This window comes from Achromobacter sp. NFACC18-2 (assembly GCF_900108985.1).
Lineage (GTDB): Bacteria > Pseudomonadota > Gammaproteobacteria > Burkholderiales > Burkholderiaceae_B > Achromobacter.
Genome location: NZ_FNYM01000007.1, coordinates 90,017 through 114,082, shown reverse-complemented (window position 1 = coordinate 114,082; position 24,066 = coordinate 90,017). Strand labels below are relative to the sequence as shown.

Genomic DNA, 24,066 nt, shown 5'->3' with positions numbered 1-24,066 from the left:
ATGACACTAGCTACGGCAGCAAAAGAGGGCCCGCAATCTCGAAACATCCGCTGGCCGGGCACCGCTCCTGATCCGGAGCTGTCCAGGGCGTCTTCCACCATAGCCCTTTCCGTCAATTGCCACCTCAAAACGGCATCATGACCTTCACCGAAGCCCGATGACTTTGTGTCCGGGACGCGAACTCGCCGTCGTACTGCAAGCGGAAATCGATGCCGCCTGCATTCGATACTTGCAGGCCAGCGCCCAGACGGCCGATGACGTTGTCCATGGGCAGCGAGGTCTCGAACGAACCGCTCCCGGCGGGCGCGCCCTGCAGCGCGGCTTTCACGGTGTATTCGTCCTTGGACAGCAGCGTGACGCCGCCGTACACATAGGGCCGCATGATGGCGCCGTTCTCCAGCGGAACCTTGCCGCCGAATTCCAGCGTGGGCGACAGGCCCATGACGAACTGGTCGCTGCTTTCCACATCCAGGTGCATGGCGTTGTCCGATTCGGAATACCCGGGTGAACGGGAATAAAGCGCATCGACGTCGACGAAGGGCTTCAGGTAGTACTGCGACGACGCGAAGGTGCGCGCCACGCGCAGCCGCAGCCCGGCGCCGTATACGTCCACGTCCGCGTTGGCCCGGCTTTCCAGGCCCGGAATGCGGATGCTGCGATCGATGTCGTATTGGCCGTAGCCGCCTCCGAGCGCCGCGGAGAAGGTCCAGGGGCCGGCTTCGCGCTTGACGACTACGCCGAGGTAGCCGCTGTCGCCGTTGCCGCTGACGCGGCCGTCATCGCCCCGCATGCGGGTGTTTTCATACGCTGCCGAACCGCCCACGAACCAGCCCGGGCGGACCTGCCGCTGGCCGCCGAACTGGTAGGTGACCCCGTCGAACGAGAAGCCCGACACGCCGTTGCCGCTGTCCTGGTTGGTGTTGATGCCAGAGATCTGGCCCCACAGGCAGTCCTGTTCGCCGGTCAGCGCATCGACGCCCTGGAATGCCGGGCACGACATCATGCCGCCGGCAAAGCGTGCCATGCCCACTTGCATGTGGGCCGCAGGGGCGACGGCGACGCCGGGCGACAAATCCGACAACTGGCCGGAATAGGCTGACGCGCTCTGGCGCGATGCCATGTCCAGTGCTGCGAACAAGGTCGCCATGGCGCTGTTGCCGCCCAGGTCCCATGCGCGTTGCATATGGTTGGCTACGGAGCGCGGGTTGGACGACAGGTTCATCGACGGCGAGGCGAAGTTTGCGTTGGCTGCGCGGATGCGAACGTTCCGGTCGGCAAGCGTGGCCTCGTAGTCGATCACGGGGCTGTCGAAAGCTCGCGGCGTGCCCTGGATGTCGCCCGCCAGCGTGGCGACCGTGACTTCATGGTTGGGCAGCAGGGTGATGGGACGTGCGTTGATCTGGCCGTCCAGGCGTGTGTCGCCTTGCACGATCATGCGGGGCGCTTGCAGCTTATCGAAGTCCACGTCGGCCAGCAGAAAGCCGCTGGATTGCAGATCGAAGTGGCCGCTGACGGTGAGCGTGTCGAACGCGCCCGGCGTGCCGATGACCACGGCGCCGGCGTTGTTGATGTTGGCCTGGTACTGCGTGGCATGGCTCAGTGTGCCGCTGGCGGCGTTATCGACGTCGCACGCAATGCCGCCAGCGCCGTTGTCGCATTCGATGTTGCCGAATACCGTGCCGGCGTTGCGGACGGTCAGGCGGCCGCCCGTGGCGATGCTGGCAACGCGCGCGTTGTCGCCGTATTGGTTCAGGGTGGCGCCATCGTAGCGGATGGCCGCATTGCCGGTGGCCCCGCCGGCAGTCGAGATGACGCCGAATTCATTGATGGTCAGGCTGTTCTGGTTGTCGCCGACGATCCATACGCCATAGGCATTGGATCCCGAGCCCCCCGTCACCGTGCCGTTGACGGTGACCGATACCTGGCCCGCGCCTTGCGGCCCGGCGCTCTGCGCGAATATGCCGGTCGAGCCGCTGCCGGTAGCGGCTATCGTGCCATTCTGCGTCACCGTGACCGTGCTGCCGACGCCCGTGCCGTCGCTGGCGCTGGTGCTGCCGGCAAAGCCGCCGCTGGCATCGCCCCCCAGCCCGCCGCCACCGCCGATGGATTGCGCCACCACGCCGAAGGCATTGGCCCCGCTGGTGGAGATAGTGCCGTTGGTGGTGACGTTGACCACGCCGCCGCTGCCATTGCTGCTGGTTTCGTTGCCGCCCGAGGCGGACCAACCGGAAGTCCCCAGCTGAATGCCTCGTGAGGTATCCCCAGCAATGCCGCCGCCGCCGCCGATGGACTGCGCCACGATCGCATGGGACCCCGCGCCGGTCGTGCCGATGTGGCTTTCGCTGTCGTTGATGTTGACGGTGACCGCTACACCGTCACCGGCCGCGCCGCCGCGCCCGCCCAGCAGGACGCTGGTCAGGTTGTCGGCGTCGCCTGCGCCGCCCACGCCACCGCCGCCGCCGATCGACTGCGCCAGCACGCCATAAGAGCGGTCGCCAGCGGTATTGGCGTTGATGCCCAGGGTCGCGTTGACGGTTCCGCCATGGCCGGACGCCCCCGCGGTGCCCCCGACCGACAGGGACACGGCATGGCTGCCGTCTTCCAGGTCTTCCGAGTCGCTGTTGCCTGCGCCGCCGGTGCCGCCACCGCCGCCAATCGACTGCATGGCCAGGGCGGGCGCTTCGTCGCCCGTCGTCGACACGTTCAGCCAGCCCTGCAACTGCGAGGGCTGAATATCGCCGCCATTGCCGCTGGCGCCGCCGGAGCCGCCGAAGGCACCGCCGATCGTGATGCTGCCCTTGGCCTGGTCGGAGCCGTCGCCGCCCTGGCCGCCGCCGCCGCCAATGGATTGCAGCAACATGCCATAGGCTTGGTAGCCCGCGGTGACGATGCTGTTGCCGTGCGAGCCGGGCAGGTAGTAGTTCACCGTTCCCCCGTCGCCTGCCGCGCCGCCACGGCCTCCGACGCCCAGCGTGATGTTGGCCTGGACGTCGCTGCCCGAGGCGCTCGATGAGCCCCCGGAGCCGCCGCCCCCGCCGATCGACTGGGCCACGATGCCATCGGCCCAGTCGCCGCTGGTCTGGATCTTGCCGCCGAAACTCAGGTCGACTTCGCCGCCATTGCCGCCCGTTCCGCCCGAGGCGCCCACGCCAACCGTGAATGCATAGCTGTGGCCTTCGTCACTGCCGGACGATTCGCCGTCGTCGGACTCGCCCAGGCGTTCCAGAATGGGATTGGACGATGCGTCCGCACCCACCGACCCGCCCAAGCCACCGCCGCCGCCAACGGACTGCAGCAACATGCCGTCGGCATCGCCGCCTTCTGTGCGAATCGCGCCGTTCATGACCGCCGTCACTTTGCTGCCCACCGCACCCGACCCGCCCGTGGCGCCCAGGTTGATCTGCACTTTTGCATCTGCGTCGCCCGGGTCGTCCCCGGCATCCTCGTCGCCCGATCTGCCCGCCGACAGGCCGATGGTGCCACCCTGCGATACCCCGCCGCCACCGCCGATGGACTGTGCGACGACGCCGCGCGATCCGGATCCCAGGGTGCGGATCACAAAGTTCGGGTTGACCGTCACATCCACTGCGCCGCCCTGGCCGCCGCCACCGCCTGAGCCGCCCAGCGACATGGTCAGGTCCACATTGGTCATGCCGCCATTCGAGAAGGCGTTGCTGCTGCCTACGCCGCCATTGCCGCCGCCGCCGCCGATGGATTGCGCCACCACGCCATTGGCATAGTGACCATACGTGATGAGGGTCGATTGCAGCGACGGGTTGGCGGGAGGCGGCAGCGTAAGCGAGGAGGGCATGGCCGCGGCGGCGCTGTTGGCGTCCCCGAGGCTGACGCTGACCGCGCCGCCGGCGCCGCCTCCCGCGCCGGTCCCTCCCAAGGCCATGCCGACCGTGGCCGAGATGGAGTCGCCGTCGCCCAGCGTGGCCGCCAGCGAGGACGAATCGCCGCCATTGCCGCCGCCGCCGCCAATGGACTGCGCCACCACGGCATGCGAGCCGTCGCCGAGGGTGGCCACCGAAGACTTTTCGTTCAGCACGACTTGAGTCACGCAGCCGCTGTTGTCCGACCTGCATGCGTTGCTGCCGGTGCCGCCGCCGCCGCCAACGGTGGCCTCGAGATTCAGGGCTACCGACGATCCTTCTCCCGTGGGCACGGCCAGCACCAGATCCTTGGCGCTCACACTGCCGCCGTTGCCGCCGCCACCGCCGATGGTCTGCGCCAGCACGCCGAACGAATCATTCGGGGCATAGGTGGCGGCGTCGATGCTGGCGCTGTCGTAGGCCATGCCGGTGCCAATGTAGGAATTGCTCAACGTGATGGTCGTCGAATTGCCGCCGCCTCCGCCGCCGCCGCTGCCGCCCATCACCAGCGCGGCATTGACCCCCAGGGTGGCATCGGCATAGCTGGAGTCCCCGCCGTTGCCGCCGCCGCCACCAATGGACTGCGCCAGTACGCCGATGGCATGTGCGCCGGCCGTGCTGACTTGCAGGTCGTGGTAGTTGACCTCGACCGTGCCGGCGTCGCTTCCTTTGCTGCCGCTGCCGCCCAGTTGCAGGGCGGCGACAGAGGCGAAGCTGACATTCTTGACGCTGCCGCCATTGCCGCCGCCGCCCCCGATGCTTTGCGCCACCAGGCCGGACGCGTAGTCGCCCTGGCTCATGATGCTGGCGGCATTGGATGAGCTCCAGCCGTCGCAAGCGCCGTTGTTGGTCAGGCACACCGAACCGCCGTCTCCGCCACCGCTGCCGCTGCCGCCGATCGCCACGGAAACGCCCACGGACGCGGTGAACGTGTCTCCGCCATTGCCGCCGCCGCCGCCAATCGACTGTGCCAGCACGCCCAGGCCGAAATTGCCCGAGGTTCGGATCGTGCCCAGATCGCGCACGTTGACGCTGCCGCCGGTGCCGCCGCCCGCGCCGCTGCCGCCGACGCCAAGCACGCCGATGCTGTCGCCGCCACTGCCGCCGCCGCCGCCGATGGACTGCGCCACGAGGCCGATGGCCGCATTGCTCGCCGTGGTAATGGCGCCGGTGTTGCTCACGACGACGCTGCCGCCCGCGGATCCGGTGGCGCCCGCCGAGTCGCCTCCTACGCTGAGCAGACCCGTCGCGCTACCCGACGCCCCGCCGCCGCCGCCGATGGATTGCGCCACCATGCCGTGCGAGTTGTAGCCCGAGGTGGTGATCGAGCCGTTATTGGTCATGGTCACCGTGCCGGCCGTGCCGCCGCCGGCCCCGTCGCCGCCCAGCGCCACCAGGCTCGACGTGTCCGCGCCGCCCGCGCCGCCGCTGCCGGCAATGGATTGCCCCAGCACGCCGTAAGCATGATCGCCTGTCGTTGTGATGGCGCCCGCGGTGGTGGCCGTGACGGAGGCCGCGTCGCCACCGTTGCCGCCGTTGCCGCCCTGGCCCCCCAGCACGGACACGAAGTCGCTGCCCGTGCCACCGCCGCCGCCGATGGACTGGGCGATGATGCCCGAGGAATACATGCCTGACGTCGAGATGACGCTGCTGCCTTGCGTGGTCAAGGTAACGGTGCCGGCGTCACCGCCGAATCCGCCGCCGCCGCCTTGTCCGGCCAGGGCCGATCCATTGCCGCCGTCTCCGCCTTGGCCGCCCAGGCTTTGCGCGGCAATCGCGGGCAGGCTGTCGCCGCGGGTGGTCACGCTGGCACCGGAGTACAGGTTTACCGTCACGGCGCCGCCTTTGCCGCCGTTGCCGCCCGAGTGGTCTTTGGTGGGGCCCTTGCCGCCCTTGCCGCCCACGGCCCGCGCGGCAATGCCCGCGCCTTCGACCGCCACGCTGGCGTTGGAGCCGGCTACGTCCACCAGCACGCTGCCGTAGGCGTCCACGGTAACCTTCTGGGTCCACGTGTCGCCATCGCCGCCGCCGTTGCCGCCATTGTCACTGTTGTCGGGGTCATTGGGGTTCGCGCTGACGCCGGCGCCGCCAACGCTTTCCGCGTTGATGCCGAAGATCTTGCTGCCCTGGTCCACCTGCCAATAACTGCTGGTCGTGCCGTGATGGGTCACCTGCACGGTTCCGCCGGTGCCGGCGTTGCCGTTGTAGTCGCCTCCGGTCGCGCCGATGGAACGTGCGGAAAGCGCCGCGCCGTTGCCGTAGGTCTTGAGACGCGAGTCGCTGCTGCCCAGATTGACGGTGCCGCTGTCGGTGATGGTGACGGTGCTGGCATTGCCGCCGTCTCCACCGACCTGGTCGCCGTAGTTCAAGGCGGGGTCGTTCTGATCGCCGCCCATGCCGCCCACGGCCACGGCGTTGATGCCGTAAAGACCCCGCGCATCCGCGATGGGTACCGTGCCGTACACGGTGAGCACGCCGGAGTTCGTCACCGACACCGCCTCTCCCAAGCCGCCGTGACCGCCGTTTGAATCGTTGTTGTCGTTGTACTGGTCGCCCAAGCCCCCCTGGGACATTGCGGTGATCAGGCTGTTGAAAGAACCCTTGCCTGTGCCGCTGAGCGTGATGTTGGCGCTATTCCAGACGATGATCTGGCCACTGTTGCCCGCCGTGCCTTCGTCGATGCCCTGGCCGCCGACCGATACCCCCGTCACGACACCTTGTTTGAACTCTTCATCGAAGATGGGGTACTGCCACACTTGCGTGGCGGAATCGACGCCGAAGTTGCCCGCCGCCGTGATCGAGACGGTCGGTCCGCTGTCGCCGTCCTTTTCGCCGCTCTTATCCTCGCCCGCGTCGCCTTCGCACACCGAATAGGCGTAGCCGTAATTGCCAGCTGGAATGTTCTGGGTCGGATTGCCCAGGCATTGATAGCCGGCCTGAGCGCCACCGGGCAGACCCAGCGCACAAGCCCCCAGCGCAGACAGGATTGCAAGCCTCAAACTACCCTGGTGGGAAAGCATGGCGGGCGTAACGCGTCGTCGCGCGGGAGTCTGGGTCATGTTGCTTGTCTCGCTCTTTTTGTGTCGTCGCGCTGTCCAAGGAAGAACAATCCGCGGACAGGGCCATCAAAAGAAAACGATTTTCTTGTTTCAACTAGCAACACCCAAGCGGTTTTCGACGAAATGGCGGATTTGATCGACGAGATTGCCCGTTTCGGACTAGTACTGCTTACTTATGCCACTGGTCATGGAAGCGCGGGGGCGGAGAAACGGGCAAAAAAGGCGTGCCGGATTTCGGTCCTTTCGATTCGGGCTCCGAGGCCGATGTACACGTCCATCCGGCTGAATGGTTCAGTGAAGTGAAGGACGTCTCTGCTGGCGACGGGGAAGGAGAGCGTGACCCACATGTCGGAAGGCGGATTCATGGCGGTGGGAATGAATGCCGACTCTCCCGGCGACAAGTCGCGCTTCGTAATGCTTGATTCAGTATCCAAAAAAAAGCCGATGGTTTCAGTGGCAGTGGCGGAATAATGCAACGCCACGACGGGACTGCAAAGCCACATGAACAAGAACCAAGCGAGGAAATACACCCAGACAGTGCGGCATATAAATTTCAGATAGCGCATTGTTAGCTCGACTCGGCTATTGTGCGGCGCAGCGATGTTCGCGTTTCGCCTGCCGTCTGTGGGTGCCCCAAGGCAGCGGTTCTGCGTCGATCATTTGAAGCAGTCTTTCAACAGTCAATGCGTGAGGCACAGCGGCATGGTGGAGTTCCGCGCCAAGTGGGCACGACGGTGTCGGTGTGCTGGCAAACGCGGTGTAGTATCTCGCCCGCGCCTGGCTGTGCGGCACCCGCATCCAGGATCCGCTTGCCCGCCCCAACCATCTCTTCTGCTCGCATTTTCCCCTCCTGCAATCCTGCCGCCTGAGTCTACGGAGCACGCGGAAACCCGCCATCAGCGAAGTCTGAAATTTGCTTGGGCGGAAATACGCGCCGCTGCCCACCGGTGGGGAATGCAAGCAAGGTGCCCCTCCAGACGCCATCCGCCGCGATGGGAACGGCGGGCCCTTTCCTGTTACTAAGCACGAACGATCGTGTTTTGTTGACAGAGAAACCGCCATGCCCGCCCACTACCCCCCTGTTCCGAGCCGCCCAGCCGCGTGCCGCCGCGCCGGAGCGGGCCGATGATCGCGCGCGCCGGGCAGACGCTGGGCCTGGAGATGGAGATGGCGGTTGCGCGGCGGGATACGGGCGCGAGTCATGCGGTGTCCGGCTATTTCGCCCGGCTGGCGGCGATCAAGGCGATGCGGGATGAATCGCCGGGTCTGTCGCAACTGGCGGGGCGAGACGTGGGCGTGTCGGTGGCGGCGGGCGAAAGCGGGTTGGACAACGGGTTCAATCTGTTGGAGACCGCGTTCGCGCCGGTGTCCGAGCGCGAGGGCGGGCTGGCCGAGCTGGGGCGCCGCGTGCGGCGCGAGCTGGACGATGCGCAGGCGGCGCTGGAGGCGGAGGGCGCGACGGTGTTGAACGTGTCCGAGCATCCCGCCTGCACGCTGGACCCCGCCTGGTATGCGTCGGTGCAGGTGCCGCGCCCCATTTATCGCGAGCTGGTGGGGCACCGTGAATGGCTGCATCGTGTGGGCATCGATGCCAAGGCGCAGAACAGTCCGTGTACGTCCGTGGATGTGCGGCAGGCGGCGCGCGCGCTGAACGTGGTGCTGGCGCTGGCGCCGGCCAGCGTGGCGATCTTCGCGAACAGTCCGCTGGAAAACGGGCGCGAGACGGGATTCAAGGAAAACCGGCTGACGGTGTGGGACCGCATGTTCCGCCATTCGCGCTACGCGGGCGATCATTATCTGCAGCGTCTCCCGGAACGTCCCTTCGCCGACCTGGGCGATTACTTCCGCTGGATGTTCGGCCCGGAGACGGCAAGCCGTTGTCTGCCCCTTGCGTTCGAGGACGGGTACAAGTCGGCCGTGGGTGTGTATCTGCAGGGCAGTCCGTCGCTGTCGCGCTTTATCGCGTCGGAGGGCTGGCCCGGGCTGCGCACCGATACCGGCGCGTCGGTGACCGTGGCGCCGCACGGTGGACATTTCGAGTATTCGCAGTTCGCGCATTTTCTGGATGCGCGCTGGCGCTATCGCCTGGCGTCGCCGCCGCCGCTGCCCGCGCTGCGCGAAGCATGGCGGCGGCCGGGCGGCATCGAGGAACTCTATGCCGGTCTTGGCGTGGTCGGCTATATCGAAGGCCGCGCACCCGGTGCGTGCTTTGCCGACGAGCAGCTGGTGCGCGAGGCTGGCCAGGCGGTGGCTGCCACCACGGTCATGGCGCCGTCCGCGTTGCAGCTTGGTTTGATGCGCAATCTGGATGCGGCCGAGGACCTGATGCGCGAGTGGGGTTGGCTGCGCCTGCGCGGCTTGCGCGCGGTGGCCATGCGCGATGCGCTGGATGACGATGCCGTGTGCGCGCTGGCGCGCGACACGTTGGCGGTGGCGCAGGCGAGCCTGGACGCCGGCGAGCGTCGCTGGCTGGACTATGCCCGCTACGTGGTCGACAGCCGCAGCACCGGCGCCGACCGCCTGTTGCGCTTGTGGCGCGGGCACGCGGCGGACACGCGGCGGCTTGCCGCGGTGTGCCGGGCCAGGGCGGTGCTGCCGCTCTGACCCGGGCGCCACCCGGCCAGCGCTAGACCTGCAGCATCGTCAGCGGGGGCGGCGCGCTGTTGCCCAGGCCGTTGATGAGCGCCAGCAGCCGCGCCTGCTGCGCATCCGGATTGGACAGCGATTGCAGGGCAAGCTTCTCGTCCGGGTTGAGCAGGGCCGCCACCTCTTCCAGCGAGTCGCATCGCGTGGAGTAGGCCTGCTGCGTGCGCGCATCGATCTGCTCGAGCGCCTTCCACGCGCTCAGCATGTGCGCCTGGTGCTGCGTCTGGTCGCTGATGTTGGACGTGAGCGTGCTGATCTCCCCATGGAAGACCGGCAGGGCATTCGGGCCGGCGTTCCACACCTTCTTCTGGTCTTTCAGGTTGGCGCCCGCCTGGTCGGGATGGCTGGTGATCAGGTTGACGAAGAAGGCTTTGACCTTGTCGAGCACGCCCTGCGGCTTGGCTTCCGGCTTGCCGCCGTGCATGATCTGGTAGCCCTTGCCGTTCTCGTCGAAGGTGAGCAGCAGGGTACGCGCCTGCATCTGGCCCTTGGCGTCCGCGTCCAGTTGCACCCGCGCGCCGGTGGCGTCGGTGGGCTTGAGGAAGACTTCGGATGGCATGTTGCTGCCGATGCCGCCGTCGGCGAAGACCTTTTTCCCGCCGTCCATATCAATCGACACGGCCTTGAAGGCAATGGGGAAGGCCATCGACATGCGCGCGGCGTAGGCGACGGGCATGTCGGGCGCGGTCTTCGCGTCGAAGTAAACCTCCTTCTGGTCGGTCTTGTTCCAGCCGGTCAAGGTCAGGTTCTTGAACTTCTCGGGCGCCAACTCGTGCAGGGCCTTCAGGTCGCCGAACGTCACCATCTTGCCCTGGCGGTTGTCGTCGAAATTCTGCGGCTGGCGCAGTTCGTCCAGGCGCACCTGGACCACGGGATCGAGCTGCTGGAGCTTGGCCTGGAACGCGGCGTCGTTCCACGCGCTGTTCAGGTAGGTCGACACGCTGTTCGCGCTGGTCTGGTCCACGACCTTCAACGAGGCCACCGCGGGGGCCAGACCGCCTTCCATCTGCAGGTCGGGGTACAGGCGGGTCAGATCGGCGCCGCCCTTGAGCGCGTCCAGGACGCCCGGACGAAAGAGCGCGTCGGCAGGACCGTTTTCGAATTCCGAGGCCGACAGGCCGCAGGCCAGGCATGTGGCGGTCAGCGCGCCGGCCGACGAACCAGCCAGGTTCTTCAGGCCGGCCATCATGCCGGACTTTTCCATCTGGTCGAGCGCCGCGCTGTAGCCGATGCCCTTGGCGCCGCCGCCGCGCAGCACCAGGTTTTCCAATTGCGGCGCCGGCCGGATGACCACGAAGCCGCCCTTGTGCGGAATGATCTGCGGACTCGTGTCCGCGGGCCGCAGATTGGCCAGCAGTTCGTTGCGGGCGGCGTCCACTTTCAGGCGGTCGAGCGCCTGCGCGGCCTGCGAGCCGGCCGTCTTCATGGCGGTGGCGAAGTCCTTGCCGCCGACCGAGCCGTCTTCCTTGCGCGGCAGGGCATCGAACGTGCGCTGCACGATGGATTCGAATTTCGCCTGCACGTCGCCCGCGAAGTTCTCGATGCCCTTGGGGCCCATCATGCCGGCCAGCGCGCTGGTTTCCTGCAGGAAATACTGTTCGAAAGAGTCCTTGGCCGCCTGCACGTGGGTGGCGCCGCTGTCGGGCGTGACGAACAGGCCTTTGAGCTGGCCCAGCAGCGACGTGGGCGTCTGTACCGGCGCCTGCCAGGCGGGTGCGCTGGCGCTGTTCTGGATGTGGCTGGAAATGTTCGTCATGCCAGTTCTCCCGGTGCGACCGTGGCCGCGCCGCCGGCGCCGCCAAACGAGATGTCCGCGTTTTGCAGCGACAGGCTCTTGACGAGCCCGCGCGTCTCCAGCGCCTGCGTCACCTGGTATTGCAGCCAGCGCGGCCAGATGTCGTCGTCCAGGCGCTCCAGGGCGATGCGGCCCGTGGTGGTTACGAAGTCGCGGCTGTCCAGGCCGACGACAAAGGCGTGGCCGCGCAGCGCATTCTGGTTGATCAGCAGCGCGCTTTTGATCACGGCGCGGCGCAGGCTGCCTTGCAGCGCGACGGCGTCGTGCACGAAGAAGTCGACGATCAGCAAACGGTTCGACGGGTGCAGCGTGACGCGGCCCGGCAGGTCATCGAACAGCACGTCGAAATGGCGGGCGCCGGCGGGCAGCGCATCGACGCCGCAGCTTTGCGCCAAGCGCGCGAGGTCGCGCTCGGCGCGCAGCGCGTCGCCCAGCACGGCGCGGGCATCGGCCGGCACGACGGGCAGGGGGGCGGCGTCGTCGGCGGGCGCGCTTTCCATGCGGTCCAGTTCGCGCAGCAGCGCGTCCGCCGCGGCCTGCAGGGGCGGGGCGTCGCAGGCGGCGTAGAGGGGCAGGCTCAGGCTGGCGCCCAGTTCGGGGGCGATGCCGCCGATGAGCCCCGCGCCCAGGCGCGTGTCGAAGCTCGTACGCAGCAACGCCTCGCCCGCGAGGTCGTCGGTGTCGGGCGCATCGTTGAAGCCGCGCCGCCAGGCCGTCAGGACGACGCTGCCGTCATTCGGGTTGATCGCCATGCCCAGCCGATGCTGGTCATCCAGCGGCGCAGCCCATTGCGCGGGGGGCGCGCCGTCGGCGGGCGAGTTGAAGGCCGCGTGCGTGTATTCAGCGGCGGCCTGCGCGATGTCGGATATCGGATTGTGTGCCATGGGGCCTCACGGAGTGGAACCTGAACCGTGAGTAACGGGAGGTCCCCCATGAGTTCCCCCGATTGGCCGATGCGCTGAACGCGGGTAAGATGGGCGGCTCTTTTCTCCCGCTCCCGCGCCTGCGACGCCGCTTCGATCGCGCGGCCCCGGCCCCAACGCTACCGTGTCAGATCCCCTATTCGCCCGGATACTCTCCGAACTCGGCCAGGCCTTGGGCATTCCCGCCCTGGCGCCCGCAGAAGGCGGCCTGTGCCAGCTTGCATTCGATGGCCGGCACCTGGTGCAGCTCATGGATCACGGGGCGCGCGCGCAGATCCTGCTGTCGTGCGGGGTAGGCGGCAAGATGGATAACGCGCTGGCCATGCTGGCCGCGCAAAGCAACTTCATGCAGGCGGGCGGCGGCGTGGTCGCCTGCGCCGCGCCGGACGGGCGCATGCACCTGCAATTGGGCGTGCCGCGCGCGGAGTGCCGCGCGGACACCCTGCTGGCCGCCATCGACGCCTTGCTCGGCCAGGTCGAGGCCTGGGAAAAGCGCAGCGCGCACGCGCAACCCGACGTGGATGCGCTGCGGCGCAATCCCGCCTTCATGATGCAGTCGGTGTAAGGGGCGGCGCGCCGCCCGGCTTACGTCAGCTCGACTTCTGGATCACGCCCTTCAGCGAGTCCGCGATCTGCTTGGTGATCGTGCTCTGGATGTCGATCATCATCGTCCACTGCTGGATCTGCTGCTGCATCTGCAGCATCTGGGCCTGCGACACGCTGCCGTCGGCATTGGTCTGCATGTTCGCCAGCGTCGATTGCAGGTTCGTTTCCTGCGTGCGGATGCTGTCGTAGATGGTGCTGTTGACGGAATTGAAGTTCAGCCCGGACGAGCCGGTGAGGCCGTTGAGTGCCATGCGAAGTCTCCTTAGCGGGACAGGGAAGTGAATCCGGACGGCGGCATCGGGGCGCCGGCATCCGTTGAGGATAGGGAGGGATGTTGCGCCAGGACCTCGTGGGCCGCCTGGGCGGCATTTGCCACCGCCAGGCAGTCCTGGAAGGCCGCGGGCGGCAGGCCCGCGTCCATCCTGTTGCGGGCCGCGTGTTCCAGCCGCGCCAGCTGGGCGATCAGGGCAGCGCCCAGCTCCGCGCCGCCGGGGGCGGCCAGGCGTTGTTCCAGTTCGGTGAGGGCGGTGGGCGTGTTCATGGGCAACGGTTTCCGATAGGCAACGATAGCGGCCGGGGCGTTCAGCGCGTCACGATGGCGCTGCGCGGGCCCTCGAAGATGATGCGGGTGTTCTCCACGGCGACCAGCCGGTACTTGCGGTAGACGCCGCCGACGAGCAGCTTGCTGCCGTCTTCCAGCACCACGAACGGCTGGGGGCCGCCGACCACGCTGCGGATCACGAAGGGCACGCTGTCGGCTGGGGTCGTCGGGCCGGCAGCCGCGATCCTGGCCACGCCGAAATACTGCTTGTTGAAATCGTCCACCAGTTCCTGCAGGCGTTGCCGCTGGTCGTCGTCCAGCGCGCCGGGCGCGATGTCCAGATGATCGGCCTTCCAGGCGAGCGTGATGCCGGAAAGCCCCGCATCCACCACCTGGCTGGAGAACGTGTCGCTCACCTGCTGCGTCAGCACGATGTCGTTGCCCAGCACGGTCATGCCGGGCAACTGCGCGCGCAGCGCGTCCATGGCGGACGCGCGTTCACGCGCGCTGGTGGCGATGCCGGCGATGTTCAGGCGGCCATCGCCCTGGTAACGCGGCTCGTATTTGACGTTGAAGGCGCGCAGCGCCTCGCGGGCCGTGCGCACCGCGTCGTCTTCGTTGCTGATGCGCAGGGCGGGCATCGGCCAGATCTGCGACAGGGCGGCGGCCACGGCGTCCTGTTCGGCGGCGTTGCGCACCCAGCCCGACACGGTGACCGTGCCGTCGCGCGACAGCGCCACGTGCAGCCGGGACGCCAATCCCATGCGTTCGAACACCGCGGATATCTGGCCCAGGGATTTCTCGGCCGCGGCCAGACGTGGATCGGGCGTGGGCGCACGGTTGGCCGTGGAGGGCGGAATGAGCGCCAGCGAGATCGCCACGATGATCGTCAGCAGCACCGCGCCCAGGCCCAGCGCCATCGGCCAGGAATCGCGCTTGCGCCGGCGTCCTTGCGCGGGCGGCAGGGGCAGTCGGCGCTCGAGCTGGCTGTCCTCGTCGGCCGTAGGCAGAGGCGCGGCGTCCAGGGTTTCGGGGGTGTCCGCCTTGAGGATGCCGGCCGCGACGGGCGCCGCGGCCGCGGGCGTTTCCCCAGTTCCCGGCGCGGCGTTGGCCGCGTCGGGAACGCGCGGCCAGGGAAAGTCGCGGCGCGCCACCGTGATCCAGACCGGTCCCAGCGGCGTGGGCCGGTTCCACGGCGTGGCGCAGGGGACGTCGGCCTGGCCGTCGTCCAGCGCGAGATCCCAGCCATTCGTGCCGAGGCGCACGCGCGCGGCGCGGGGACCCAGTCCGTCATCGGCCAGGACGATGTCGCAGGCCGGGTCGGCGCCGAGCACCGCGCCATCCTCCACCAGGCAACGGGCGTCGCGGTGCAGGCCGCTCAGCACGCGCAGTTCGACCGCGTCACTCATGCCGGGCCTCCGATGGCGCGCGCGTTCACAGGTCCACCCTGGCCAGCGGCTGCACGTTGATCTCCTGGGTAAGTTCCTGATAGGACAGGACCGGCAGCTCGTACAGATCCTGTTCGATCATCTTGCGCAGGTAGCGGCGGATGTCCATGGACGTGAGCAGCACGGGCTTTTGCGCGGTGGCGCTCAGGTCGCCGGTGGCGCGCTTGATGTTGTCGACGAGCTTCTTGGACGCGTTGGGGTCCAGCGCCAGATAGCTGCCCGCCGAGGTCTGGCGGATCGCGCCGCGCACGGTTTCCTCGACGTTCGGGGCAAGCAGGTAAGCGGGCAGGATGTTCTGGCCCGTCGAATACTTGTAGCTGATATGCCGCTTGAGCGAGACGCGGACGTACTCGGTGAGCAGCACGGTGTCCTTTTCCTTCTGGCCCCATTCGATCAGCGCTTCCAGCACCGCGCGCAGGTTGCGCACGGATATGTCTTCCGACACGAGCCGCTGCATGATCTCGGCGATCTTCTGCACCGGCATCACGCGCAGCGCCTCCTTGACCAGGTCGGGGAAGCGGTCTTCCATCGCTGTCAAAAGAAAGCGGGTCTCCTGGATGCCGATAAAGTCGGATGAGTATTTCTTCAGCACGAAGGCCAGGTGCCAGGTGAGCACCTGGTGCGGGTCCAGGAACGGGATGCCGGCCGCGGTCAGCGTGGGTGACAGGTCGGCGGATGCCCAGATGGTGGGAATGTTGGGCAGGAAGCGCTTGTCGGTTTCGTACGGCACCTGCAGCGCCTGCAGGTTCTGTTCCGTGTCGCGCACCAGGACCGCGCCGGGGCGCAGCTTGCCCTGCGACACCGGCACCTCGGACAGCAGGATGTTGTAGGTGTCCTGCGGCAGCGCGTCGTTGAAACGCAGCTGGATGCCGGGAAACGGCACGCCCAGGTCGAAGTACAGGGCGCGGCGGATCTTGAGCAGTTCCTCGTTCAGCTCGTCGGCGTCGAAGCTGCGTTGCAGATGCGCCGCGACGTCGATCATCAGCGGCAGCGTGGGCGCGAACTCCGCGCTGCCGTCGCTGCGCGGCTTGGCCGCCGGCTTCTGGCCGTCGGCGGCCAGCGCGGGGATCTCGGTGATCTCGCCCGTCTTTTCATCCACGACCTTGCGCGTGCCCCGCAGCAGCACGAAACCGATGGTGCCGACCACGGCCGCCAGGGCCAGGAAGGTCAATGTCGGCATGCCCGGGATCAGGCCCATGCCGACCGCGATGGCGGCGGCGATCAGCAGCGCGCGCGGCTGCGCCAGCACCTGCGCGCCGATGTCCTTGCCGACGTTGGAGGGACCGTCGCCCGTCTGCACGCGCGTGACGATGATGCCGGCGCAGATGGCGATGAACAGCGCGGGAATCTGCGCGATGAGGCCGTCGCCGATGGTCAGGATGGAATAGACCTGCACCGCCTCGCCGGCGGAAAGCCCGCGCTGCATCGTCCCGATGAGGATGCCGCCCAGCAGGTTGACCGCCACGATGATCAGGCCGGCGATCGCATCGCCCTTGACGAACTTCATCGCGCCGTCCATGGCGCCGTAGAGCTGGCTTTCCTTTTCCACGACGGAGCGGCGCTTGCGGGCTTCGTCCATGTCGATGGTGCCGGCGCGCAGGTCCGCGTCGATCGACATCTGCTTGCCGGGCATGGCGTCCAGCGAAAAACGCGCGGCCACTTCGGCCACGCGCTCGGCGCCCTTGGTGATCACGACGAACTGCACGATGGTGAGGATCAGGAACACCACCAGGCCCACGATCAGGTTGCCGCCCACCACGAAGTTCCCGAAGGTCTCGATGATGTGGCCGGCATCGCCCTGCAGCAGGATCAGGCGGGTGGTGGCGATGGAGATGCCCAGGCGGAACAGCGTGGTGACCAGCAGCACCGACGGAAAGGACGAGAACGCCAGCGGCGACGGCAGGTACATGGCGACCATCAGCAGGATGGCCGACAGCGTCATGTTGGCGCCGATCAGCACGTCGACCAGCGTGGTGGGCAGCGGCAGGATCATCATGAAGATGATCGAGACGATCAGTACCGCCAGGACGATATCGTTGCGGCTGGTGGCGACGGCGACGGCGCGGTTGAGGGCTTGCATGGTGCGGCTCAGGATGGCTCTGTTTCGGTGGGCAAGGCGTTGGCGGGGCGCATCGCGACATAGGCGCGCATGGCCGCGGCGGCCTCGTCCCGCCGCTCCAGGGCCAGCAGGGTCTGGGCGCGGATGAGGTGAAAGGGGGCGTCGATGCCGCCCTGCATGGCCAGGCCGTCCAGCGTGGACAGCGCGGTCTCGGGCTTGCCGGCGCGCAATTGCGCCAACGCCAGGGCGGCGAGCTGGCGCGGCTCGGCCTGGCCCAGCACGCGCAGGGCGTTCAGCAGCACGGCCGTCTTCTCCGGTCGGTTGTTCTCGAGGTAGACATAGGCCAGCAGGCTGAGCAGCTCACGGGCCTCGTGGTTCAACGGCATTCCGTTCTCATCCCTGATACAGCGCGCTGCGGTACATGGCGACCAGGTCGCGCAGGCCGGCCTCGTCCTTGAGCAGCCGCAGGGCGCGGTTGAGCGTGCGCGCGGCGTCCTCGTTCTTGTTCTGCGTCTGTTCCGCCGCCGCGGCAAGGCCGTCCAGCGCCGATTGCAGGGCGTGCTGGAACTTGCCGGGCATCAGCAGGTCGCGGTTCTCCAGCGCGGGCCGGAGCTGTTCGTCCAGGTAGCGGGCCGTATTGGGCTTGTCCAGGATCTGCGCAAGCTGCGCGCGCACGCCGTCGGCGGGCGGCGTGAGCTCGTGGCGTTCGGGCAGGTGCTGGCCGCCGGTCTCGCGGCCCGCATAGGAAATGCTGTCGATGCCCCGGTCGAAGGCCAGGCCGTTGATGCGCATGTCGGACATATCGGGTCTCCGTGTCCTGAGGTCAATCGTCGCGCGCGGCGTCGAGCCAGCGTGACAGGTAATCGACGGCCTGCCGGAGCCGGTCGCCGCTGGCGTCCGCGCCGGGCAGGCGCGTCAAGGCAAGCAGCCTGGGCACGCCATCCTGCTCGCGCAGCGCGGCCTGCACCGCCCAGTCGTCCTGCCGCGAGTAATGCGCGCGGCGCCAGGCGCGGACCAGGCGATCGGGCGCGTCGTAGGGCACGGGTTCCGACACGTAGACCAGCACCTCCTCGCCCGAGGGTTCGATGGCGACGCGCCGGCCCGATTCCAGTTGCAGGGCCAGGTTGCCGCCCGCGCCCAGCGTGAGGTCCGGCAGGCCGATGTCTTCGCCGAAGGCGCGCAGCGCGCGGTCCAGGCTGTTCATTCGTATTCCTCGTCGATGGCGGTGTCCAGGGCCTGTTGCGCGGCGTTCAGCACGGATTGGCGCGTGTCCGCGTCGGCGTAGACCTGCACGGGCAGGTCCTTGAGCACGGCGCGCACGCCGCCCAGGAAGGCGATGCGGCCTTCCACCGTGGCGACCCCGTGGGAGCCGGCCAGGCCGGAGAAGCGGGCTTCGGATACCCATTTTTCGTTGCTGACGTTCACCAGGTCCTGCATCAGGCGCTCGGATTCGATGGCGGCGCCATGGTCGCGTTTCAGCTTGGCGCCCAGTTCGGCGCAGCCGTCCAGCACGGTGACCGCGGTGCCGAGCTGATACAGGTCCTGCACCAGCGATTGCAGGCGGTCCGGACTGCTGGACGGGCGGGCGGCGGCCAGATCCTGGCCCAGCGCCAGGATCAGCTGCTGCAGGCCGCGGCCCACGTCCTTGCCGCCAAAGCGCTCCAGCGCCAGCGCCAGCGTCTTGGCCAGCGACGACTCGCCCAGCACCACGTCGCGATAGGTGCGCTGGAAGTCGGCCACGCCCTGGCTGTCCGGGGCATAGGCGCGGGCGGCGCCCACGGTGTTCAGCCCGGCGCGGATCTGCGGGCCGCTCTCCAGTTCCAGGTCGGCCAGCGCCTCGCGCAATCCGTCCAGCACGTCCTCGGGCGCACCCTCGCTTTCGCCATGGCGCAGCGCGTACTGCAGCGCCAGGTACTGCTGGGACACGTCGCCGAACGCCTTGCCCGCCGCCTGGCGCGGGTCGCCCTTGCCGTCCAGCAGGGAGCGCGCCAGTTCGATCAGCTTTTCCTGGGCGTCCGCATCGTGCGTCTCGGCCATGTAGGCCAGGATGGCCTCCGTGCTCATCAACTGCAACGGCGCCTCGCCGCGCATCTTGCGCTCGGAATGATGCTTGTCCTCGGTCTTCTCGGCCATGTGCAAGCTGAGTTCCTCCGCGGAGTCAGCCAGCGAAAACTCGCCCGCCACGGCGACCGCGGTTTGGCCGAGCATCGTCCCGACCTGCTGCTGGCCGTGCGAAACGTCGGCGTGCGAGGTCGTCGAGGAAAAGGCGGAAGAAGGGAGTCCAGCTTCGATACGGTTCATAGGGGGCGTGGGGGCGGCCTGCACAGGCCGCGCGTAGTCAGGGGGTAGTAACGGGACGGCGGAAAAAGTTCCATCCGCGGCGCGTGGAACCAAGGCACGGCAACCGTTACGAACACGGGGTGGCGACGGCGGGCGATTGCGCGGCGGCCAGGTAGATCGAGTGCAGGGTTAACCCTTGCTCCGGGGGAGGTCATCCGCCGGTGACGTAATCAATTCAAGGAGAAGGCAATGTCGTCGGTAACGGGAATGGGTGTGGGCGGTCTCGCGGGGCTGGATCTGTCCAGCATGGATCTGGAAACGGCGCTCATGGCGGTTCAGACGCAACGCAGCCAGTTGCTGGAAGACGCGCTGCGCTCGCAGCTCGACTCCGTGAACGCACGCAACGCGGAAATGGCGAGCCTGAATGAATCCATGACGGCCAAGTCGGCGGACAACCTGAAGCTGGAAGCCTCGAACGTGTCCATGCAGGCCCAGATCGCCGAGCTCAAGGACCTGCAGGGCCGCCTCGCAGCCAGCAAGTGCCCGAATCCCGAAGGCTGGTACGGCCTGTCCTGGGGCCAGGGCGACGACCACGCCTTGTCCCACGCGACGCTGAAACAGATCCAGGACGCCGGCCTGGCGATCCCGGCCGGTGACGACGCGCCGCGCGACGTGGACCAGAACGGCACGATGGACGCCAAGGGCCGGGTGGTGCAGGGCTGGGTGGACCAGATTGGCACGAAGGTCGCCGATCTGGAAGCCAAGATCAAGGAAAACGCCGCCACGGTCGAGACCAACAAGAGCGACATCGCCGCGGCCAAGAACCAGGTGGACGCGCTGGGCAATACCCAGCAGATGGAAATGATGCGTCTGCAAAGCATGACCGGCAAGCGCAACGAGGCCTTCGACGTGATGAGCAATTTCATCAAGAAGATGCAGGACAGCCGCTCCAGCATCATCGGCAACATGCGTTGATTCCCCGGCGCGGGCAGGCGCGCCCGCCCGCGCCGCGCGGAAAGGGACAAAAAGTCCCGGACGGCGTGGAACTCCCGGCAGGGGCCGGTTACTCACACGGTGAGCGGGGGCTGGCCGGCACGGCCCCCCGGTGCGGTCCCCCGGGATCGCGGCGGATGGCGAGAAATCTTGGAGATGAGCGAATGACCACGGTAAACGGTGCTAACGGCGCGGCGGGTATTGGACAGATCGACCTGTCCGGCATGGATATCGAGACCGCGTTGATGATGGTGCAGGGTGAGCGCGTCAAGCTGCTGGACGCGCAGTTGCAGAACCAGATCAGCGAAGTGCAGAAGCGCAACGAGCAGATCGGCAAGCTGAACGACGCCATGAACAGCCTGAACGCGTTGGCGGGCCTGTTCAAGTCCGGCAAGGACGGCAACACGAAGATGGAAGACGGCGGCATTCCGGACTGGAACAAGACCGGCTCGGAAAACGACAACCGCTACAACCAGATGCGCGACGCCATGTTCAAGGCCATGGATGCGGCCGGCATGGACCTGAACACCGACAAGTACAAGCTGCAGATCGACGGCGGCATCAGCAAGGTCACCAAGGGCAGCATCGATACCGCCATCCAGGCCATCAAGAACCAGGTCGACGCCCTGTCGAACACGCAGCAGATGGACATGTCCCGTCTTCAGAGCATGTCGAACAAGCGTAATGAAGCGTTCGACGTCATGACGAACTTCGTCAAGAAAATGCAGGACAGCCGTTCGTCCATCATCGGCAACATGCGCTGATCCCATTCCTCCACATTCCGAATCGCGACCAAGAAATGAGCCAGAAAAAGACCCCCGAACAGATCCACGCCGAAGCCGAACGCGTGCTGGGCGATGCCCGCCGCGCGCTGGAGCAGTCCGACGACTTTTACCGCGAGCAGGGGCTCGATCCGGAAAAGGTCCGCGCCGTGACGGCCGAGCGCCTGGGCCCGAAGGAAAAAGCCGAGGCAGAGGCGCTGTTCCGCCAGGACATGGAAGCCATCGAGAGCGAAGTCGCCCAGGAAATGGCGCGCCTGAGCTTTGCCGCCGCGCCGACCGGCGGCGTGAAGAAAATGCGTCCGATGGTGTGATGACGCCAGGGCGCAGGGGAACGAGGAGAGCGACATGAGTCTGGACGCCAAAGAAAACGCGGCGCTGGCCGAGAACGTGGCCGCGGCCATGGAAGAGGCCACGGGCGGCCTGGCCAGCTACCTGCGCGAGGGCGGCAAGCTTGGCGACGTGCTGGGCCTGACGCCCGCCGAACTGGAGGCGATGTACGCGCTGGGCTATTCGCTGTATGAACAGCAGCGCTACAGCGAAGCCTTCAAGGTGTTTTCGGCGCTGGTGTCCTACGACCACACGCAGCCGCGATTCGGCCTGGCGCTTGCCGCGGCCAGCAAGATGCTGGGACGGCACGAGGACGCCATGCGCCAGTACCTGCCGGCCATCGCCACCAATCCGCTGGACCCCGCGCCGCTGTACCACAGCGCCGAGTCGCTGGTCGAGATGGGGCGGCGCGATGAGGCCATCGAGGCGCTGGATGCCGTCGCCGAAATGTGCGACGGCGATGCGCAGCACGCGACGCTGGCCGCCCGCGCGGAGGTCTTGCGCCGCGCCTTGGCAAATCCGCAAGCCTGAACTTTGTCGGCGCCCGAAGGCGCCGGACGCTGAAACTGGAGCCATTCCATGACGAGCATTCCCCCAGGCGGCGGTGGCGCCTTGCCGCCGCGCAATCTTGAAGACCTGACCAAGTCGGCGCCGTCCGACCTGATCAAGAACCTCGGCGGCAACGCCAAGCAGCTCAACGCGGAAACCGACGCGATCAAGCAGAAGCTGATGGCCGAGCTCGCGGCGCTCCAGGGGCCGGGCGACACGGCCGCCCTGGCCGCGCAGCTCGCGGCCATGTCGGACACGCTGCTGCAAGGATCCAACGGCGCGACGCGGGACCTTCCGGCGCCCGAGGGCAAGCTTGGCGCCGATGTGTCGGCCACGCTGAGCCAGCTCTCCGCGTTCGGCGAGCAGGACGTGCAGATGGATCTGTATGCCTTCATGGCGCTGTTCCAGCAATTGGCGCAAACCATGCGGACCTCGGCGCGCGAAGTCCGCCAGGCCGAAATGACGGCCCAGGTCAACACGCTCAAGAGCGCCGCCCAGGAAATCCGCAACGCCGCGCAGGACCGCATGATCGGCGCCATGACGGCCGGGGCGTTCCAGATTGCGGGCGGCCTGGCGCAGGTGGGCTCGGGCATCATGCAGGGCCGCACGCTGGCCGCCGGGGGGCAGTTCGCCGAGTCGCAGGCGAAGAAGCAGTCCGACATGGGCGGCGGCCTCTCGGGCATCGCAAGCGGCATCGGCTCCATGGTGAACGCGAGCCAGGAGCGCAAGGCCGCCGAGCACGATGCGAAGAAGGCCGAGTTGGAAGCGCAGGCCAAGGTGCACGAATCCGGCACCCAGCAGGCCTCGGAATTGGCCCAGCAGATGATGGACGTGATCCGCGACGTGCGCGAAAAGCTCGGCGCGATCGAGCAGTCCCGCATGGAAACCAACCGCGGCATCGCCCGCAACATCTGAGCCTGCGCGCCGTAGAGGATTTCGACATGAGCTCCATCTCTTCCAATTCGCCCAACGTCGGCGCCGGCATCCCGCTGCCCGCCGGCGACGCAATGCCGGGCACGGACGCGTCCGGGCTCCAGGGCGCCGCGGGGGCCACCAAGGTCCGCGAGCTGCTCGATGCCTTCGTGGGCATGGCGGGCACGCTGCCCGGCGCCAAGAGCGCGTCCGCTGGCGGCGGCGATGGCGTGTTCAACGCGAACGGCGCGCCCGCGCTGCAGCCGCCGCCGCAGTCGTTCTCGGCCAACGACATGATCGACCTGCTGCGCAGCATCCGCTCCAAGTCCGACGAGGCCCAGGTGGCGAGCGCCAAGGAGAGCCTGTCGGTTGCGCGCACCAAGATGGAAAAGAACAACGAGGCGCAGCTTCAGAAGATCCAGGACTACGTCAAGAAGTGCGAGGAAGCCGACCGCAAGGGCGTGCTGGGCAAGATCTTCGGCTGGATCGGCAAGATCGCGGCGCTGGTGTTCTCGGCAATCGCGGTGGGCGTGCTGGCGGCAGGCACCGTGGCGTCCGGCGGCGCGGGCGCACCGCTGCTGGCCCTGGCGGTGATGGCGTTGATCGGTTCCACCGTGGCGCTTGCGGACCAGGTGTCGAAGGAGTGCGGCGGGCCTGAGATCAGCCTGGGCAACCTGATGACCACGATTGCCAGCAAGTTCCTGCAAGCCTGCGGCGTCAGCGAAGAGACGGCCCAGCGCATCGGCAAGGTCGTCGCCGGCCTGGTGGGGATTTCGTCTCCCGCCATGCTGCTTATCGAACCCTCGCTGATCGGCGGGCTGGCGGGCGGCATTGCCGAGCTGGCGGGCGCGAACGAGAAGACGTCGATGGCGATCACGATGGCTTTCGCCATGGCCGCGACCATCGCCGTGGGCGTGGTCACCATCGCCGTGACCGCCGGCGCCAGTTCGGTCAGCACGGCGGCGCGCATCGTGGGCGCCGTGGGCCAGATCACGCAAGGGGCCACGCAAATCGCGCAGGGCTCCATCAAGATGGACGTGGCCAAGACCCAGAACCAGGCGGACAACATCCAGGCCGACAAGAAGGAGCTGGATGCCATCACCCGCAAGCTGCAGGCCCGCATGGAAGAGTCGCGCGAGGAGATCACCAAGGTGATCCAGCAGATGGAAGAGGGCTTGCGCACGGTGTCGCAGATGATCAACGGGACGGCGGACAGCATGTCCCAGATCACGGCGAACATCGGCAAGCGGATGGCCGTCTGATGAACCACG

General features: G+C 67.5%; 20 protein-coding genes. 8 read left to right on the top strand and 12 right to left on the bottom strand.

What is annotated here, in order from left to right; genetic code table 11:
- Window positions 1-124 precede the first annotated feature (124 nt).
- Both BMW75_RS29860 and BMW75_RS12780 read right to left on the bottom strand, forming a co-directional pair.
- Window positions 125-6,934 (bottom strand): autotransporter outer membrane beta-barrel domain-containing protein, encoded by a 6,810-nt coding sequence (locus BMW75_RS29860; protein ID WP_092579756.1) that lies wholly within the window; start codon window positions 6,932-6,934, stop codon window positions 125-127.
- A gap of 185 nt (window positions 6,935-7,119) precedes the next feature.
- Window positions 7,120-7,500, bottom strand: a complete 381-nt coding sequence (locus BMW75_RS12780) for a hypothetical protein (protein WP_092579754.1) — start codon at window positions 7,498-7,500, stop codon at window positions 7,120-7,122.
- Between the two features lie 559 nt (window positions 7,501-8,059).
- On the opposite strand from BMW75_RS12780, the gene BMW75_RS12775 reads away from it, so the two are divergent.
- Entirely contained in the window at window positions 8,060-9,538 is a 1,479-nt protein-coding gene (locus BMW75_RS12775; protein ID WP_092579752.1) for a glutamate-cysteine ligase family protein, read from the top strand.
- 22 nt (window positions 9,539-9,560) lie between these two features.
- Here the strand turns inward: BMW75_RS12775 and BMW75_RS12770 are convergent, their stop codons facing one another.
- Window positions 9,561-11,336: a patatin-like phospholipase family protein gene (locus tag BMW75_RS12770; protein WP_092579750.1), complete on the bottom strand. Its 1,776-nt coding sequence runs from the start codon at window positions 11,334-11,336 to the stop codon at window positions 9,561-9,563.
- Entirely contained in the window at window positions 11,333-12,259 is a 927-nt protein-coding gene (locus BMW75_RS12765) for a hypothetical protein (RefSeq protein ID WP_092579748.1), read from the bottom strand. The genes BMW75_RS12770 and BMW75_RS12765 overlap by 4 nt, the downstream gene beginning before the upstream one ends.
- A gap of 163 nt (window positions 12,260-12,422) precedes the next feature.
- Between BMW75_RS12765 and BMW75_RS12760 the strand changes: the two genes are divergently transcribed.
- Complete coding sequence (locus BMW75_RS12760; protein ID WP_175493159.1) at window positions 12,423-12,863, top strand: type III secretion system chaperone; 441 nt, start codon at window positions 12,423-12,425, stop codon at window positions 12,861-12,863.
- Window positions 12,864-12,888: 25 nt separating this feature from the next.
- Here the strand turns inward: BMW75_RS12760 and BMW75_RS12755 are convergent, their stop codons facing one another.
- From BMW75_RS12755 to sctW, 8 genes are read right to left on the bottom strand one after another with little or no spacing between them, the layout of a single operon-like run.
- On the bottom strand, window positions 12,889-13,155 hold the full coding sequence (locus tag BMW75_RS12755; protein WP_092579746.1) for an EscF/YscF/HrpA family type III secretion system needle major subunit: 267 nt from the start codon (window positions 13,153-13,155) through the stop codon (window positions 12,889-12,891).
- An 11-nt stretch (window positions 13,156-13,166) separates the two neighbouring features.
- Complete coding sequence (locus tag BMW75_RS12750) at window positions 13,167-13,445, bottom strand: hypothetical protein (RefSeq protein ID WP_092579744.1); 279 nt, start codon at window positions 13,443-13,445, stop codon at window positions 13,167-13,169.
- A gap of 41 nt (window positions 13,446-13,486) precedes the next feature.
- A complete protein-coding gene (gene sctD / locus BMW75_RS12745) occupies window positions 13,487-14,854 on the bottom strand; it encodes a type III secretion system inner membrane ring subunit SctD (RefSeq protein ID WP_092579742.1) in 1,368 nt (455 codons plus the stop codon).
- Between the two features lie 25 nt (window positions 14,855-14,879).
- On the bottom strand, window positions 14,880-16,973 hold the full coding sequence (gene sctV / locus BMW75_RS12740) for a type III secretion system export apparatus subunit SctV (RefSeq protein ID WP_092579740.1): 2,094 nt from the start codon (window positions 16,971-16,973) through the stop codon (window positions 14,880-14,882).
- Window positions 16,974-16,981: 8 nt separating this feature from the next.
- Complete coding sequence (locus tag BMW75_RS12735; protein WP_092579738.1) at window positions 16,982-17,338, bottom strand: type III secretion apparatus assembly chaperone SctY; 357 nt, start codon at window positions 17,336-17,338, stop codon at window positions 16,982-16,984.
- Window positions 17,339-17,345: 7 nt separating this feature from the next.
- Entirely contained in the window at window positions 17,346-17,753 is a 408-nt protein-coding gene (locus BMW75_RS12730) for a type III secretion apparatus assembly protein SctX (protein ID WP_092579736.1), read from the bottom strand.
- Between the two features lie 22 nt (window positions 17,754-17,775).
- Window positions 17,776-18,156, bottom strand: coding sequence for a type III secretion system chaperone family protein (locus tag BMW75_RS12725; RefSeq protein WP_092579734.1), 381 nt, complete (start codon window positions 18,154-18,156; stop codon window positions 17,776-17,778).
- Window positions 18,153-19,160 carry a type III secretion system gatekeeper subunit SctW gene (gene sctW, locus BMW75_RS12720; RefSeq protein ID WP_254792000.1) on the bottom strand — a complete coding sequence of 336 codons (1,008 nt, stop codon included), beginning with the start codon at window positions 19,158-19,160 and terminating at the stop codon, window positions 18,153-18,155. Before sctW ends, BMW75_RS12725 begins: the two co-directional genes overlap by 4 nt.
- A gap of 321 nt (window positions 19,161-19,481) precedes the next feature.
- Here sctW and BMW75_RS12715 point away from each other — a divergent pair, with 321 nt between their 5' ends.
- The 6 genes from BMW75_RS12715 to sctE all read left to right on the top strand — a co-directional run bounded on the left by BMW75_RS12715 (window position 19,482) and on the right by sctE (window position 24,057).
- A complete protein-coding gene (locus tag BMW75_RS12715; RefSeq protein WP_092579730.1) occupies window positions 19,482-20,207 on the top strand; it encodes a hypothetical protein in 726 nt (241 codons plus the stop codon).
- Between the two features lie 182 nt (window positions 20,208-20,389).
- Window positions 20,390-20,989 carry a hypothetical protein gene (locus tag BMW75_RS12710; RefSeq protein ID WP_092579728.1) on the top strand — a complete coding sequence of 200 codons (600 nt, stop codon included), beginning with the start codon at window positions 20,390-20,392 and terminating at the stop codon, window positions 20,987-20,989.
- 35 nt (window positions 20,990-21,024) lie between these two features.
- Window positions 21,025-21,318, top strand: coding sequence for a Btc22 family type III secretion system chaperone (locus tag BMW75_RS12705; protein ID WP_092579726.1), 294 nt, complete (start codon window positions 21,025-21,027; stop codon window positions 21,316-21,318).
- Between the two features lie 34 nt (window positions 21,319-21,352).
- Window positions 21,353-21,865 (top strand): SycD/LcrH family type III secretion system chaperone, encoded by a 513-nt coding sequence (locus BMW75_RS12700; protein WP_092579724.1) that lies wholly within the window; start codon window positions 21,353-21,355, stop codon window positions 21,863-21,865.
- 48 nt (window positions 21,866-21,913) lie between these two features.
- The gene (sctB, locus tag BMW75_RS12695; RefSeq protein ID WP_092579722.1) at window positions 21,914-22,798 is read left to right on the top strand and encodes a type III secretion system translocon subunit SctB; all 885 of its coding nucleotides are present in this window, start codon (window positions 21,914-21,916) and stop codon (window positions 22,796-22,798) included.
- A gap of 26 nt (window positions 22,799-22,824) precedes the next feature.
- Window positions 22,825-24,057, top strand: a complete 1,233-nt coding sequence (gene sctE, locus BMW75_RS12690; protein ID WP_092579720.1) for a type III secretion system translocon subunit SseC family protein — start codon at window positions 22,825-22,827, stop codon at window positions 24,055-24,057.
- The last annotated feature ends 9 nt before the right edge of the window (window positions 24,058-24,066 follow it).